This window comes from Tepidibacillus decaturensis, from assembly GCF_001561915.1.
GTDB classification, from domain to species: domain Bacteria; phylum Bacillota; class Bacilli; order Tepidibacillales; family Tepidibacillaceae; genus Tepidibacillus_B; species Tepidibacillus_B infernus.
This window is the reverse complement of record NZ_LSKU01000001.1, coordinates 798,252-812,717: the sequence shown is the minus strand read 5'-3', so window position 1 is coordinate 812,717 and position 14,466 is coordinate 798,252. Positions and strand designations below refer to the sequence as shown.

The 14,466-nt window shown below is 34.6% G+C and carries 17 protein-coding genes, 1 tRNA gene and 2 riboswitches; of the genes, 4 read left to right on the top strand and 14 right to left on the bottom strand.

The features are described from left to right. From gcvPA to gcvT, 3 genes are all read right to left on the bottom strand, one after another. Positions 1–1,340 (bottom strand): aminomethyl-transferring glycine dehydrogenase subunit GcvPA (gene gcvPA, locus U473_RS03895; protein WP_068723546.1); only part of this gene is annotated, 1,340 nt, incomplete at its 3' end. A gap of 5 nt (positions 1,341–1,345) precedes the next feature. Then, positions 1,346–1,738, bottom strand: coding sequence for a glycine cleavage system protein GcvH (gene gcvH, locus U473_RS03890; protein ID WP_068723543.1), 393 nt, complete (start codon positions 1,736–1,738; stop codon positions 1,346–1,348). 34 nt (positions 1,739–1,772) lie between these two features. After that, on the bottom strand, positions 1,773–2,873 hold the full coding sequence (gene gcvT, locus U473_RS03885) for a glycine cleavage system aminomethyltransferase GcvT (protein WP_068723541.1): 1,101 nt from the start codon (positions 2,871–2,873) through the stop codon (positions 1,773–1,775). Between the two features lie 79 nt (positions 2,874–2,952). Further along, a riboswitch (glycine riboswitch) is annotated at positions 2,953–3,024 on the bottom strand. A gap of 3 nt (positions 3,025–3,027) precedes the next feature. Next, positions 3,028–3,117: riboswitch (glycine riboswitch) on the bottom strand. A 153-nt stretch (positions 3,118–3,270) separates the two neighbouring features. Between gcvT and U473_RS03880 the strand changes: the two genes are divergently transcribed. The 3 genes from U473_RS03880 to U473_RS03870 all read left to right on the top strand — a co-directional run bounded on the left by U473_RS03880 (position 3,271) and on the right by U473_RS03870 (position 6,862). Beyond that, the gene (locus U473_RS03880; RefSeq protein ID WP_082732363.1) at positions 3,271–4,983 is read left to right on the top strand and encodes a DEAD/DEAH box helicase; all 1,713 of its coding nucleotides are present in this window, start codon (positions 3,271–3,273) and stop codon (positions 4,981–4,983) included. Positions 4,984–4,986: 3 nt separating this feature from the next. Continuing rightward, on the top strand, positions 4,987–5,847 hold the full coding sequence (locus U473_RS03875) for a YqhG family protein (protein ID WP_068723539.1): 861 nt from the start codon (positions 4,987–4,989) through the stop codon (positions 5,845–5,847). A gap of 166 nt (positions 5,848–6,013) precedes the next feature. Next, complete coding sequence (locus tag U473_RS03870; protein ID WP_068723536.1) at positions 6,014–6,862, top strand: hypothetical protein; 849 nt, start codon at positions 6,014–6,016, stop codon at positions 6,860–6,862. A gap of 63 nt (positions 6,863–6,925) precedes the next feature. Here the strand turns inward: U473_RS03870 and U473_RS03865 are convergent, their stop codons facing one another. From U473_RS03865 to U473_RS03815, 11 genes are all read right to left on the bottom strand, one after another. Beyond that, positions 6,926–7,156, bottom strand: a complete 231-nt coding sequence (locus U473_RS03865; protein ID WP_068723534.1) for a YkuS family protein — start codon at positions 7,154–7,156, stop codon at positions 6,926–6,928. Between the two features lie 46 nt (positions 7,157–7,202). Further along, complete coding sequence (locus tag U473_RS03860) at positions 7,203–7,388, bottom strand: YqzE family protein (protein WP_068723531.1); 186 nt, start codon at positions 7,386–7,388, stop codon at positions 7,203–7,205. 72 nt (positions 7,389–7,460) lie between these two features. After that, a complete protein-coding gene (locus tag U473_RS03855; protein WP_068723528.1) occupies positions 7,461–7,985 on the bottom strand; it encodes a shikimate kinase in 525 nt (174 codons plus the stop codon). A 60-nt stretch (positions 7,986–8,045) separates the two neighbouring features. After that, the gene (locus U473_RS03850) at positions 8,046–8,441 is read right to left on the bottom strand and encodes a hypothetical protein (RefSeq protein WP_068723526.1); all 396 of its coding nucleotides are present in this window, start codon (positions 8,439–8,441) and stop codon (positions 8,046–8,048) included. Beyond that, positions 8,438–8,965, bottom strand: a complete 528-nt coding sequence (locus tag U473_RS03845) for a hypothetical protein (protein WP_068723524.1) — start codon at positions 8,963–8,965, stop codon at positions 8,438–8,440. Before U473_RS03845 ends, U473_RS03850 begins: the two co-directional genes overlap by 4 nt. Continuing rightward, positions 8,896–9,240 carry a hypothetical protein gene (locus U473_RS03840; RefSeq protein ID WP_068723522.1) on the bottom strand — a complete coding sequence of 115 codons (345 nt, stop codon included), beginning with the start codon at positions 9,238–9,240 and terminating at the stop codon, positions 8,896–8,898. Before U473_RS03840 ends, U473_RS03845 begins: the two co-directional genes overlap by 70 nt. Further along, the gene (locus U473_RS03835; protein ID WP_068723520.1) at positions 9,227–9,670 is read right to left on the bottom strand and encodes a hypothetical protein; all 444 of its coding nucleotides are present in this window, start codon (positions 9,668–9,670) and stop codon (positions 9,227–9,229) included. Before U473_RS03835 ends, U473_RS03840 begins: the two co-directional genes overlap by 14 nt. A gap of 1 nt (position 9,671) precedes the next feature. Continuing rightward, positions 9,672–10,040 (bottom strand): competence type IV pilus major pilin ComGC, encoded by a 369-nt coding sequence (locus U473_RS03830; protein WP_068723518.1) that lies wholly within the window; start codon positions 10,038–10,040, stop codon positions 9,672–9,674. Between the two features lie 25 nt (positions 10,041–10,065). Next, complete coding sequence (locus U473_RS03825; protein WP_068723515.1) at positions 10,066–11,103, bottom strand: type II secretion system F family protein; 1,038 nt, start codon at positions 11,101–11,103, stop codon at positions 10,066–10,068. Next, a complete protein-coding gene (locus U473_RS03820; protein WP_268807449.1) occupies positions 11,096–12,166 on the bottom strand; it encodes a GspE/PulE family protein in 1,071 nt (356 codons plus the stop codon). Before U473_RS03820 ends, U473_RS03825 begins: the two co-directional genes overlap by 8 nt. A 174-nt stretch (positions 12,167–12,340) precedes the next feature. Continuing rightward, positions 12,341–14,221 carry a monovalent cation:proton antiporter family protein gene (locus tag U473_RS03815; protein WP_068723511.1) on the bottom strand — a complete coding sequence of 627 codons (1,881 nt, stop codon included), beginning with the start codon at positions 14,219–14,221 and terminating at the stop codon, positions 12,341–12,343. Positions 14,222–14,380: 159 nt separating this feature from the next. Here U473_RS03815 and U473_RS03810 point away from each other — a divergent pair. Further along, a tRNA-Gln gene (locus tag U473_RS03810) sits at positions 14,381–14,455 on the top strand. The last annotated feature ends 11 nt before the right edge of the window (positions 14,456–14,466 follow it).

Sequence of the window (14,466 nt, the reverse complement as noted above, 5' to 3'; positions counted from 1 at the left end):
AATCCCTCCAATCTTGCTGCGAATTGATCAATTTGTTCTTTTGTTTTGACCTCAGTTACAGCAACAAGCATGATACCTTCTAATTCGGGATAGTCTTTACTTACATCATAACCGCCTATGAAATGATCTTGTAATAAGGCCTTATTGATTTCAGAAACAGGTTTAGGTAGTTTAATTGCAAATTCATTAAAGAAAGGAAGGTGAAATGCAGGCTCTACTCCATTGATAGAAGTTAGTACTTTATATGCATAATGAGCTTTTTGAAGATTTTGTTTTGCCACTTCTTGAATTCCTTGTTTTCCCATGGTATTCATATATACAGCAGAAGCTAGTGCCATTAATGCTTGGTTTGAACAAATATTCGAGGTTGCTTTTTCTCGTCTAATATGTTGTTCACGTGCCTGCAGGGTAAGAACAAAACCTCTATTCCCTTCATCATCAACCGTCTGGCCAACGATTCTTCCAGGCATCTTTCGAATTAACTTTGAATTTGTTGCAAAGAATCCAACATGCGGTCCGCCAAAGGAGGCTGGAATTCCCATTGGCTGGTTATCACCAACAACTACATCTGCTTTATATTCTCCTGGAGATTTTAAGATAGGTAATGCCATTGGATTGGCACTTACAATGAAAAGGGCTTGGTTTTCATGAGCAACTTTTTCAATGGTTTTAAGATCCTCGATAAGGCCGAAAAAGTTCGGGTATTGAACAATCACCGCTGCAGTATCTTGATCGATTCTACTCTTTAACTCAGCTAAATCTGTAACCCCATCTTTTATGTTTACTTCGACCACATCTAAATTATGACCTTTGGCACTCGTTTTTAAAATGGTTCTTGCTTCTGGATGGACAGCGCGAGATACAATAATTTTTTGACGACGGGTAGAGCCTGCAGCCATTGCTGCAGCCTCTGCTAAAGATGTAGCCCCGTCATACATTGAAGAGTTCGCTGCTTCCATCCCTGTTAACTCCGCTATCAATGTTTGAAACTCAAAAATCCCTTGTAATTCCCCTTGGCTAATTTCTGGCTGGTAAGGAGTATATGCTGTATAAAATTCTGAACGAGAAATAACGTGATTCACTACACTTGGAATAAAATGATGATAGACTCCCGCACCTAAGAAACTCGGGTAATCATTCATCGTAATGTTTTTATGCGCTAATTTAGACATCAAATGAGTTACATCTTGTTCAGATAAAGCTTTTGGGATATTTAGTTCCCCTTCAAAACGGACAGTTTGTGGGATATCGGCAAATAAATCCTCTACCGATTCAACCCCAATGGCTGCCAACATCTCTCTTTGATCTTCGACAGTGTTTGGGATATATCGGAATTTCATTTAAATTATTCCTCCTCTTTAATAAAGGCCTCATATTCCTCCGCAGACAACAATTGATCTAATTCGGATGGATTACTAAGTTCAATCACAACCATCCATCCTTTTCCATATGGATCTTCGTTAATCACTTCAGGTGCATCTTCTAAGTCCTCATTTACTTCAACAACTTTACCAGAAACTGGTGTGTATACATCAGAAACAGCTTTTACTGATTCAACAGAACCCATGGTTTCGTTTGCTGATACATCGCTACCTTCTTCTGGAACTTCAACGAAAACAATATCACCTAAAGAGTGTTGAGCATAATCAGTGATGCCCACTCTTACTTTGTTTTCGCCTAGCACTTCAACCCATTCATGTTCCTTGCTGTACTTAAGGTTTTGTTTTAATTCACTCATCAAAAATACCTCCCACATCAATTAAATGATTTTTTTACTTGCTCCTTTTATAAAAAGGAGTTTTAACAATTTTAGCCTTTAACTTTTTGTTTCTAATCTCCACAAATACCTCATTACCAATATCTGCATGCTCTTTCTTAATCAAAGCAAGTCCGATATTTTTTTGTAAGGTAGGAGATTGAGTTCCGGTCGTGACTTCACCGATCACTTCATCGCCAACATAAACTAAGTAGTGAGAACGGGGAATTCCACGGTCGATCATTTCGATTCCGACTAATTTTCTTTGTGCCCCATGCTCTTTCTGTTCTGCTAAGATAGCTTTTCCAATAAAGTCACCCTTATCCAATTTTACAAAAAAACCTAACCCTGCTTCAATAGGAGATATGTCTTTTGAAAGTTCTTGCCCATAGAGAGGTAGCTTTGCTTCAAAACGCAGCGTATCTCTAGCACCTAACCCACAAGGTAATACTCCCTCATCTTTACCGACTTCTAATATTTTCTCCCATAATTTGGGGGCATCTGCATTGGATAAATAGATTTCAAAACCATCTTCACCTGTATATCCTGTTCGGGAAACCATGGCTCTGATCCCCTCAATATTAGCCTCGGGAACGAAATAGAAAGGTTCAATCGAAGATAAATCAGTATCCGCCATTTTCTGTAAGACTTTCTCGGCCAATGGTCCTTGAAGGGCTAATTGAGATACTTGATCGGAAATATTTTTAATATGTACATCTCCCTCTAAATGGGATTGAAACCATTCGAAATCTTTCTCGATGTTAGCAGCATTGATAACAATTAGATAATGATCTTCAACATATCTGTATACTAATAGATCATCAACCGTTCCACCATCTGGATAACACATCGGACTATATAAAGCCTTACCATCTACTAATTTTGACGCATCATTTGTAATTATTTTTTGGATATAATTTAGTGCATCTTTCCCCTTAACTTCAACTTCACCCATATGGGATACATCAAATAATCCTGCTCTTTCTCTTACTGCCTGATGTTCATCACTAATCCTAGAGAATTGGACAGGTAGTTCCCATCCTCCAAAATCAACTAATTTAGCACCATATTTTTCGTATAGTGGATAGAGCGGTGTTCTTTTTAAACCCTCTACCATAACATCACCTCCTAAATGGATTATAACAAAATTTTTCCTTTCCATAAAAAAAAGACAGAGCGATAGATAGTTCAATCTACTCTGTCCTTTGTGCCTGAGAGTTACCTAAAAAAAGTTGCTCCTTTGGCGGCTCATAGAGCACTCTCCAGAGATGCGTCCAATAGAAGTACTTTTGCCTGAGAGATTCACCTCTTTGGCTTGCTCCTTCGGCGCTACATTTCGTAGTCTCTCCTTCTATCTTCATTCGCCCATATTTCATTTTAATCTTAGAAATATTATATCAATTAAAACTCTTACAGAATAGCATTTTATTTCATAATCCAACTTTTTCTTCATAAAAGAGAAGAATTCGTTTCATACTAAGGATTACACGAATATTTCAAAAGGAGTTTAGCCCATGAGTATGATGCAAGAAAAAATATACTCCATTGATCAAGGAAATATTACAATTCCGATTCATTTTGAACAACAATGGGTTTATGATCTGCAACAATCATTTAAACAAGACGGACCATGGGATCTATGGGAGGCTTTTCAACTTGCCTATCAAGCGGAAGAAGTGATGCAAATCAAAGATTTTAATGAACTTCAATGTTTGGCTCATCTTCCATACTTAACTCCTTTTCCCCACCAAATTGAAACCGCAAAAAAAGTATTAAATGAAATGCATGGCAGAGCCATCCTTGCAGATGAAGTAGGTTTAGGAAAAACAATAGAAGCAGGACTAATTATGAAGGAGTATTTAATCAGAGGCCTGGCAAAGAAAATTCTTATTCTGGTCCCAGCTTCCCTTGTTTTGCAATGGACAAGAGAATTAAATCATAAATTAGGAATTCCAGCTGTGGCACAAAAGAAAGAATGGATGTGGGACAAGTACGATATTATTGTGGCCTCCATGGATACGGCAAAGCGTCCACCCCATGTCGACTATGTTCTAAATCAACATTATGATATGTTAGTAGTTGACGAAGCACATAAACTAAAAAACAAAAATACAAAGAACTGGGAGTTTATCAATAAAATTAAAAAGAAATTTATTCTATTACTAACAGCAACCCCTATTCAAAATGATATGACCGAATTATATAATCTAGTCACCCTTTTAAAACCGGGTCAGCTAGGAAGATACTATCATTTTCAAAAAGAACATATGAAGGACAAAAGAAACCCTAAAAATAAAGAGATCTTACGACAAGAAATTGAAAAGGTAATGATTCGCAATAAACGCTCTGATGAAAAGATAGAAATTGAATTTCCTCAAAGAATCGTAAAAACGATACCGATTGAACTAACTGCACCTGAACGAGAACTATATGATGAAATCTCCAGCTTTGTAAGAGGATATTACCGCCAGTTAAAAGGTGATATTCAGAATATGCTATCTCTAATTACACTACAAAGAGAAATATGTAGTAGTCGTGACGCAGCCTTTATTACTCTTGTTAATATGTTTAAAAAATCAGGTGGTAATGAAGAAATGAAAAATGAAATCCTGCGGTTGGTGCAAATCGCCAAAAAGGTAGAAACTCAATCAAAAGCAGATAAAATTATTTCTTTAATCAAAGAAATCAATGATAAAGTAATTATCTTTACAGAGTACAGAGCAACACAAGAATTTCTTATTACTAAACTTAAAGAACAAGGAATTACTTCTGTTCCCTACCGTGGAGGGTTTAATCGAGGGAAAAAAGATTGGATGATGGATCTATTTCAACGAAAAGCTCAAGTGATGGTAGCAACAGAGGCTGGAGGAGAAGGAATCAATCTTCAATTTTGTAATCAAATTATTAATTACGACATGCCTTGGAATCCGATGAAAGTGGAACAAAGAATTGGGCGTGTACATCGTCTTGGCCAAACAAGAAACGTGTATATTTATAATCTTTCTACAAATCAAACGATCGAAGAACATATTCTTTATCTTCTTCATGAAAAAATTAATATGTTTGAAAATGTCATCGGTTCACTTGATGTGATCTTAGAAAAATTAAAATTAAATGACCTTGAAAATAACATCATGAAAATGATGATCGATGCAAAGGATAACGAAGACTTTAAAGAAAAATTGTCACAGATCGGCAATCATATTGTTAATGGGGTGAACGGATAGATCATGGATCAAAAATGGGTTAGAGAGTATGTAGAGCAATACCTGCAGCTTTTTCAATGCCATATTATTGAAAGAGAACCTTCACACACTACAGTCAAACTTTCTGTTCCTGTAGACAAAGATCTAACCAACCGTCCATATTATTGGACTTTTGTAGAAAGAATGGGTGTTGAGCCTGAAACAATGACGATGACTTTTATTTTTGACCCTGAGCATTCTTCACAAGGGATCCGTGGGGAAGAGATTCGATTTGGCTCTAATCGACTCCAACAAATTTTTCATTCCACAAAAAAACGAGGAAAAATGGTTCGTCTCTATCAACAACAGCTTGATTCCATAAAAACATTCAATACTTTGAGTCCCTGGCTTGGGGTTAATTATAAAATCGAATTTATTAGCGATAAGAAAAAAGATAAATTGGTTTCAGTGGGGATAAATTTATCTAATGGAAAGATGAAGGAAAATTTTATTCAGACTTTACAAAAAATCAATCTCAGCCCCATGTTACCTGCTAACGTTTCTACTGTACCCACTTTCATTACCTTTAGAGAAGCAGCCTTACAATTAGAGGAATGGATTTTACATGAAATCAAAAAGGAAAATTTTAAGTGGGCAGAGGCTGCACAGCAGCGATTAGAAGAAGAGATTGAACAATTAGAATCCTATTATCTTATTCATGAAGATCCAGAAAAAGAATTTAATCCTGAACAACAGGAAGAAAAATCACAAAAACTTGTCGAAAAGGAAAGAAGATTGAATGAAGTAAAATGGCAGTATTCACCAAGAATTGAAGTAAAGCCAATTAATTATGGGGTTTTTTATTTGAGTGAGCAAGTACCAGAAAATGTCGAATATATTCATTAAATGTTTCATAACCATAAAGAGAAAGATTCCTTATGCGAACTTTCTCTATTTTTCTTGTTCCCTCGATAAAACTTTCTAAAAAAATCGCAATCAGTAGCGACAGATTCTAACAGACATCGCAAAAAAATCAGAATAAAATAGGACCATATAGAAGAGGTGATAAAATATGTATCGGATGATTGGTTTAAAAAGGAAATTATCTTTCTTATTTCTTATCTTTTTCTTTATTCTGCTACTACAACAAGTTGGATACTCTGAAACAAAGGAAATCAATTTAGAAAAACAAATAGAAACATGGCTTCAGCAACTTACCAAGACTTCCCCCTATCAAGAAAGGTTGGATTTGCTATATCTAAAACAAATAGTGATAAAGCCTATGAATGAAGATGTTCAAATCATTACTTTCTCTACCGATGAGCAGCAACAAGGTTATATCGTTGTAACCAAAGATGATAACAAAATGAAGGTGGTTGAATATGGGTTGGGTTCAATACTCCCATATCAAAAACAAGTGATCGCGGATGAAGGTATAAAAGAAATGATCCCTAAAGAATTTACCTATCATTCACCTTTTGAAAACTATTGGTTTTTTGATACAAAGAATGAAAACATATATATAGAGGGTTCCACGGGAGAATGGCTCCCTGATCTAAGTGCCTACCAACCTGAATATAGGCAAACCATTGGACTAGATTTAAAGGAAAAATTAACAGATTCTTTATTTAATGATAAACTTATTTTTAATCCATATGAAGACTTATCTTGGTTATTGAATAATAAAAACAACCTATCAATAACAGAAAATCAACTCATTCTTTCACTTAAACAAAAGCAAGAAGTGCTTTTTGTAGGGTCAAAATATGATCGACAAGTACAATTTGCTTTTCCAGTCATTGGTTATCATGCATGGGATGATCAAAACTATATCACACTTTATGATGAGACACTTGATCTGATTCGTTATGTTCCATTTAAAGATGCTCAAGCCTTTGGCACATTTTATCTACATCCTTAATAAAGTCCTAATATGAAAAAAGAGCGATGGATAGATCCATTGCTCTTATCACTTTATTGAAGATTATTGACGATTGATCGCTTGATAAACTTCCTCTGGGGTTAGTCCCCTTGCATTGATTACTGGTACTTTAGATGTGATATCTTCCATTCCCATTACATCTTTATCTTGACCTGAAATAATCACTGCATCCACTTGCCCTGTTTGCTGATTTAAATCTGTAACCTCAACACCTTGGCTTCTTAAATAATTCTTTAAGTAATTTAACGATTGTTCCATTGCAACCCGTGGCATAGGTACACCCCCTCTCTAAAGTTAATATGAGCGAGAAGGGGGTCCCCTATACCTGCTTATGCTTTTTTGAGCTTTTCATCACCATTTTTAAGGAAAAAGGAATAAGTCCAAACCAGTGAGAAGAAAAAGATTCAGTTTGTTTTTTTGCTGTTTCTTTTGACTTTTGTTTGGGATTGTCAATCCGTTCAACCAATTGAATGGTTAAGTACTTCACAAAATCATTAGATTTCATCCATTGTTCCCCCTTTCATTATCAGTATCAACAAAATATTTAAAAAATATCCTAAGGGGAACAAATTACAACTTATTTAAGATTTAACATTTGCAGTATTTCCTCAATCATTTGATTGATTGATTTTTGATCTGTATCAATTGAGAAATTGGCCACTTGCTCATATAAAGCATGTCTTTCATTCATCATGTCTAAGATATTCCTTTTTACGTCAGTTCCATTTTTTAATAGAGGGCGATCTCCATTATTAGATATCCGTTTATAAATTTCATCAACAGAGGCCTGTAACCAGATCACCATCTGTTCCTTCATTGCAGAACGGTTTTTTTCTGATAAAACTATTCCGCCACCTGTTGAGATCACTGAAAATGGTTTTTGGCCGAGGGTTTTAAGGAATACTTGGGATTCAATTTTTCTAAAGTAATGCTCACCTTTTTTTGCAAAAATGGTAGGTATATCCGATTTTTCTTTTTGCACAATGAGATCATCAGTATCAATATATGATATTCCCATATGGTTTGCTAAGGCTTGTCCGAGCGTCGTTTTCCCAACCCCCATAAATCCAATCAAAACAAGATGCTCTTTTAATAAATCCATCAAAAAGAACCTTCTTCCATTTATATTAGTAATTGCCTATATTAGCTACTGCGCCCTATCCTAAAAACTTTCTTCCCAATATTGTATCGTGTAGGTATCTGTATTGACATCAACTTTTAATTCCTTTTGTGTTAATGCTGGTATTTGAATATTCAAGTTTACTGTTAATGGATCAGAGCTTACTTCTGGGGTAAATTGTATAACATAAGTATTTCCATTGTAAACATAGGTCCTATTTCCTAGGAAATCAGGTTCTTGTTGTAGATCATGAAGTGCCAAAGCGATACCAGACTCTAATAAGTAATCTGTGTTAGCTTCTTGTTCCATCTTTTGTAGAATCTCTTTCCATATGATCAGATTATTTATGATTGGAAATAACGAAAATAGTAATAAAGTAAATGCAACTAAAATAGCTAAAAGAACAGAACCTTTTTCATTTCCAACAGCCATTTTCACTGCCCTACCCTTCTTAGGATAACCTCATCAAATGAAAAGATGCTATTTCCTTCCTTTAATTGACCAAACAGACGAATTCCTTTATGGTTAGGTAATACTTCAAAACGGATCTGGTCAACATATTCAAAAACAACAACTGACCCTTCAAATGGACCAATTCCTTTTCTAATCGATCGAATCACTTTATCCCCTGCTGTCCGAAAAACTTGAGTATCTTCTCCGTGTTGTATATAAAAAGGAAACAAGCCTCCACCATAGATATCTTCACTTTTTAAGACCTCAGATCTTAAATATTGATATCCTATTTGATAAGAATGTTGTAAGATCATCGTATTTCGTTGCTCATTCTTTTCATTTATAGTCATTAAAAGAAGGCTAGACAAAAACAGTAACATAAAGGATAAAAAGGAAATGGAGATCAATAATTCGAGATAGGTAAATCCTTTTATATTTCTTAGGTAGGCGAATAAATCAGTTTTCTTAAAACTACCTGCCTTTGTTTGCCCAATCCTAACTCTTCCCATTTCACTGTCACCTTTAATTCTAAAATATTTTCCAAATAAGAACTGACTTTTACTTCAACCAAATAAGAGTCGATTTGTTTTGTACTTGAAACTAGTGTTAATTGGGTTTCTTCCATTTCTTTTCTAGCCAGTATGATAGCTTGATCATACATTTTCCGTTGTTCTTTCTCTTTAACCACTTGCGAATAGATGGGAATGTAGCTCATTAAAATGACACTAATTATAAAAATGGATACTAACGTTTCAATCAGAATAGCCCCTTTATGATTCCACATGGATCTGCCCCGTTAATAGCTGAATAACGATCTTCTTCGTTATTTTAGCGTTTTTAACAGTAATCGTACCACTTTGTTGAGCGAGTTGACCAAAACCATTAAACATAATACGGTGGTTTAACAAATTTTCCGTTACCTTAATACTTGAATCATAATACACCTTTTTTAAAGATCCATTGCCATTACGTATCTCATATGAATAAAATGCAGGTTTAAATAATATTTCCACCCATTGATCTGAATCAACCGCTTCTTGTTGAGCCCAATAGTAATCCGCGGTAAATTGTTCAATCCAATTTTCTATTTCAAAATGAGAGGACAAGGATTGAAAAGATGGAATCGTTAGTGAGAAAAGCAAACTCACGATAAACAAAGTCATCAATAATTCAAAATAAACAAATCCTTTTTCAGAGATAAATTTCTTCTCCATCTTATTCCTCGCCAATATTGTGTTCCGGAATTGAACACCTGATTTTTAATCTCTCTTGTCCACTTATGGCATCAATTACTAATTCATAGGAATATGTCCCATCAGCTGAACAGATTGGGATTTGATCTAATAATTGCTCTTTATATAATTCATTTAAGAAACCCTCTTGATTAGGATATTGATGATGTTCTAAGTAATAATTTTCCATTTGCACATAGATCAATTTTTGATTAGCTTGACATGCTTTCGCTTGTGCTTTTTCCCCAGAGGCTTTTAAATTAGGCATTGAAATAGCCAAAATAACGCCAATAATAAAGATTGATATTAAAAGCTCAATTAAAGTAAAACCTTTCTCATTTTTAAATCTCATCGCATTATCCCCCCATTTCTAATTTTTATATAGAATCCATTAAATAAAAAAGCGGTGAAAATAAGGTATAAATGATTAGAAAGACAAACGCCCCCGAAACCATGAGAAGAATTGGTTCAAGCCATTTTAACTTTTGGTTAAGTTCATGTTCAATTTGATTTTGTAATTGGGTAGAAATATATTGTAAACCTGTGTCTAAAGATCCTGTCTCTTCATAAAACTTAAGATTTTCAGCAAAAGAAGGCAAAAAAATAAGCTCTTGCTTCATTGATTCACTTACTGAATTTCCTTGTAACATCAACTCTTTCATTCTGAAACTAGTTTCTTTAATTAAAGGGTCATCATATTCAAGCAATAGCTCAATCCCTTTTAAAAAAGAAACACCACTATTTAAAAAGGTTCCTAGATGAAAGCTAAACAAATAAGTATATTTTTGTAAAAGAACTCTTCTTGAAAAGGGTAGTTTCAATAACAACAAAATCAAATTCTTCCGAAATCGATTCTTTTGTCTTAGATAGAAAAACAATCCCAGCAAAACAGCAAACAATAGTAAAATCCACCATAGATTGTTTTGAAAAAAATAATAGCTAGAGATGAGTTTTCTGGTTGAGGAAGGTATATCTGCTTGTATCATTCGGTATAACTGAAGAAATTGAGGAATTAAGACAGTTGCTAAAAATATAAAGAGCAATTGAATCATTACTAATATAAATAGTGGATATGCAATTACGGACTTGATCGTTTGTTTTAACTGATTTTTTTGACGATAATACCATTCCATTTGTTCAAATGCCTTTATTAATTCCCCTTGTTCCTCCCCTAAACGAATAATCGATAAATAACTTTTTGGAAACTTGATTTGTTCCAAAGACCTACTAATCGATTCCCCTTGTTCTATCAAGTAGATGATTTGCTTTATGTCTGGCCTTAATTTTTTTGGTAACGTTTCTTTTATAAACTTTAGACCGTACAGTATAGGTATCCCATTTTGGAGTTGAATTTTAACCATTCGGCTAAATTCAGCAAAATCATGATCTCTCCACTTTATAAGCCATCTATTCATAATCCGTCACCATTACGCGATGAAATTCTTCCATTGTTGTTTTTCCAAGTTGTACTTGCTCTAGTACTTCATCTTGTAATCTTTTTAAATTCATTTCCTTCATTTTATCCCTTATTTGATGTACAGAAGCACGTTGCAAAATAAGGTCATGAATCGAATCGTCAATTGGAAGCATTTCAAAAACTGCAAACCTCCCTTGATAACCATCGCCACCACAAATCAAACATTCTGAGTTTTGACCATTGCAAGAACACCTTTTCCTAACCAGTCGTTGTGCAAGAATAAGTCGAATCGATGAAGCAATTAAATAAGGTTCTATTCCCATGTCTAATAGCCTTGTAATGGCACTTGCCGTATCGTATGTATGTAAAGAAGACAAAATCAAATGACCTGTTAATGCTGATTGAATCGCAATATTTGCAGTTTCATGATCTCTAATTTCGCCAATCATGATTACATTTGGATCTTGTCTAAGAATTGCACGTAAACCTTTTCCGAAATTTAAGCCAATTTGACTATTAACTTGAACCTGGTTAATTCCATCTATCTTGTATTCAACTGGGTCTTCTAAGGTAGTAATGTTGCGGTGGGTTTGGTTAAGGAATTGAAGTGCAGTATATAATGTGGTTGTCTTACCAGAACTAGTTGGCCCTGTAAGTAAAATTAATCCTGTTGTTTGTTTTAATGATTTTTGAAATTGTACTTTGACTAGGGGATGCATGCCTAATTCATCAATATCTTTATATTTTGGTTCTTTTTTTAAAATTCTTATGGCCATCTTTTCCCCGTAAACAGTTGGAAGAGTAGAAATTCTTAGATCGATTGCTGGTGTTCGGTCACTTATACTGATTGCCCCATCTTGAGGTAACCGCCTCTCTCCAATTTTTAAATCAGCTAAAACTTTCATTCTCGAAAGAATCAATGTGTGCTGTGAAATAGGTATTTTTTCATAGGTCTTTAGAAAACCATCTACCCTGTAGCGAATCACCGCATGATGCTCAAAGGGTTCAAAATGTAAATCACTCGCATCTTGCAAAAGGCAATGCTCTAATAACTGATCAATATATTGTGGGATATCTATTTGTCGTCACCTTCTTTTCTAATATGTAAATGATTTGAATATTTTTTCTATTCTACATATCATGACATGAACCCTCCTATTTCAACAAAAAAATTAATTTTTTATTACTTACGAGGCTCTAAAGAATAAAAAGAAGAAAGGGCTTATTTATAGCCCTTATAGCGTTGAGGCGTGACGTTTAAATTCCTGAACGGCATCTGTGGTTCCTAAAACAAGGAGGATATCCCCAAACTGAAATTCTGAATCCCCATGCGGTAAAAGAGTTTCTCCATTACGATAAATAGAAGAGATCAGTACATCCCTAGCCAATTTAAGGTAGCGCAAACTAATTCCTATTAGTCGAGGGTTAGTGATTTCCACTTCTTCCATGTGTAGATCTCTTCGATCCTCTAAAATATCTGCAGCTAAAGGGTGTTTAATCATATTCATTAACAGACTTACTGTAGATAGTTTAGGGTTGATAACTCTAATATTACGATTGGATTTTGCTTTATCAATCAATATTGGATCACTGAGTAAAACAACTAAGTGGTTTAGTCGATATTGATTGGCCATCTTCTCGGCAATTTGAAAATTAATTTGATCATTCCCAGTTGCAATAATCATTGATTTTGATTTTTCTATTTCTAATTCATCTAATAGGGAAAGATCCATCGCATCTCCAAAAACTCCCTCAACGCCAATTCTAGTTACTTCATCAATTTTTTTGCGATCAGAATCAATAATTAAGGTTCGCATCCCTGATTTTAGTAAATTTTTCGCTAGAAGTATGGCATTTTGTGTTGCTCCAATAATCAATACATGCTCATCTTCTTTTTCTTCTAAAGATGGTGGAAAAAGCTTACCAAATAAGATCGGGGAGGTAATGCTCGTTAAAATAGCCACCAACACGATTGTTGCATTTACTTCAGGAGAAATTGCCCCAACTTGAAGCCCAATAGCGGCTGCTGCTATCGTTACACTCATTTGTGTAGTTAAGAGGATACTTCCAGCAATTGTTTTCTTCCAAGGAAAAAATAGTCTTAAAAGCAATGCAGGTGTTCCTTTTACAAGATAGGTTAAAATAAATAAAATGGGTACAAATAATAGAGCTTTTGGATTATGAATGAGTATATTCAGATCAAAAGTTACACCAACCAATATAAAAAACATGGGAATGAGAAAACCAAAACCTATGGCATCTAATTTATGATAAATTTCTTCCCTTCTGTTTTGACTAATTAGTGATACGACCACACCTGCTAAAAAAGCGCCTAGAATCATTTCAACACCGATCGATTCAGCAAGTACGAGAAAAATGAGCATCAATGCAAAGGAACCACGTATCCCGATTTGTGCAGTACCATGTGCTAAGTCTTCAAACAATTTATTTCCTTCAAATTTTTTACTAATCCAATAGAAAACAAAAACGAGCAATAATAATCCAAAGACCAAAAGAATTTCTGGGCGAAATCCACCTTTGAAAAGGGATACGGCCACTGAGATGAGTAACATGGTTACAAAATCAGCCATCACGGCATTTGTAATGATATATTGACCAAATGGTGTTCCCGATATTTTCTTTTCCTTAAGGATAGGAACAACAACACCTAATGAGGTTGTCCCGATAATTAAAGACATCAGTAAAGGGTCTTTTACAAATTGAATCTTCATCATAACGAACGAAACGAAATAAGCGAATATTAACGTTATGAATAAAATAATTGTTGAAAATAGTACAGGATTTTTTAAATAGTGCTGCCATGATTTCCTGGTATTTTCACTTTCTCGGTTTGTTTTATCAAATAAAATATTAAAGTCTATTTCTAACCCTGAAGTAAACATCAAATAAGCTAGACCGAAGAACATGATAAAATTTAACCAATCATCCATGGCCACTAAGTTAAAACCGCTTTTGCCAATTAAAATCCCTGCTAAAATTTCGCCTACTACAATAGGGATATGAATTCTTTTTAACTTGGTTATAACGATTGGAACAATAAACGAAAGAACCGTTACGATCAATAATGAAGTAAACGAAAAACTGGTATCTTCCACAACGTGCACCTCCATATTCCTATGTTTCCCAGAATCCAAAAAAATAAGATATCGACTATTCTATTAGAAAAACAACAAGTTATCTACAGTAAAAGTTTAATCTTTAAAATCTTGAATATTTTTTCGACGTTCTGCAAAACATAATGATTGTCAAGTTGATGGGCTGTAGCCAAGCGGTAAGGCAACGGACTTTGACTCCGTCATTCGTAGGTTCAAATCCTGCCAGCCCAGCCAATTTAAAAAAA

Coding starts and splice junctions, on each gene's coding strand:
- gcvT (WP_068723541.1), bottom strand. CDS start 2,873: ATGGTAGAGGGTTTAAAAAGAACACCGCTCTATCCACTATACGAAAAA.
- U473_RS03870 (WP_068723536.1), top strand. CDS start 6,014: ATGTATCGGATGATTGGTTTAAAAAGGAAATTATCTTTCTTATTTCTT.
- gcvH (WP_068723543.1), bottom strand. CDS start 1,738: ATGAGTGAATTAAAACAAAACCTTAAGTACAGCAAGGAACATGAATGG.
- U473_RS03830 (WP_068723518.1), bottom strand. CDS start 10,040: ATGAGATTTAAAAATGAGAAAGGTTTTACTTTAATTGAGCTTTTAATA.
- U473_RS03875 (WP_068723539.1), top strand. CDS start 4,987: ATGGATCAAAAATGGGTTAGAGAGTATGTAGAGCAATACCTGCAGCTT.
- U473_RS03880 (WP_082732363.1), top strand. CDS start 3,271: ATGAGTATGATGCAAGAAAAAATATACTCCATTGATCAAGGAAATATT.
- U473_RS03845 (WP_068723524.1), bottom strand. CDS start 8,965: ATGGGAAGAGTTAGGATTGGGCAAACAAAGGCAGGTAGTTTTAAGAAA.
- U473_RS03825 (WP_068723515.1), bottom strand. CDS start 11,103: ATGAATAGATGGCTTATAAAGTGGAGAGATCATGATTTTGCTGAATTT.
- U473_RS03860 (WP_068723531.1), bottom strand. CDS start 7,388: ATGAAATCTAATGATTTTGTGAAGTACTTAACCATTCAATTGGTTGAA.
- U473_RS03855 (WP_068723528.1), bottom strand. CDS start 7,985: ATGGATTTATTAAAAGAGCATCTTGTTTTGATTGGATTTATGGGGGTT.
- U473_RS03840 (WP_068723522.1), bottom strand. CDS start 9,240: ATGTGGAATCATAAAGGGGCTATTCTGATTGAAACGTTAGTATCCATT.
- U473_RS03865 (WP_068723534.1), bottom strand. CDS start 7,156: ATGCCACGGGTTGCAATGGAACAATCGTTAAATTACTTAAAGAATTAT.
- U473_RS03835 (WP_068723520.1), bottom strand. CDS start 9,670: ATGGAGAAGAAATTTATCTCTGAAAAAGGATTTGTTTATTTTGAATTA.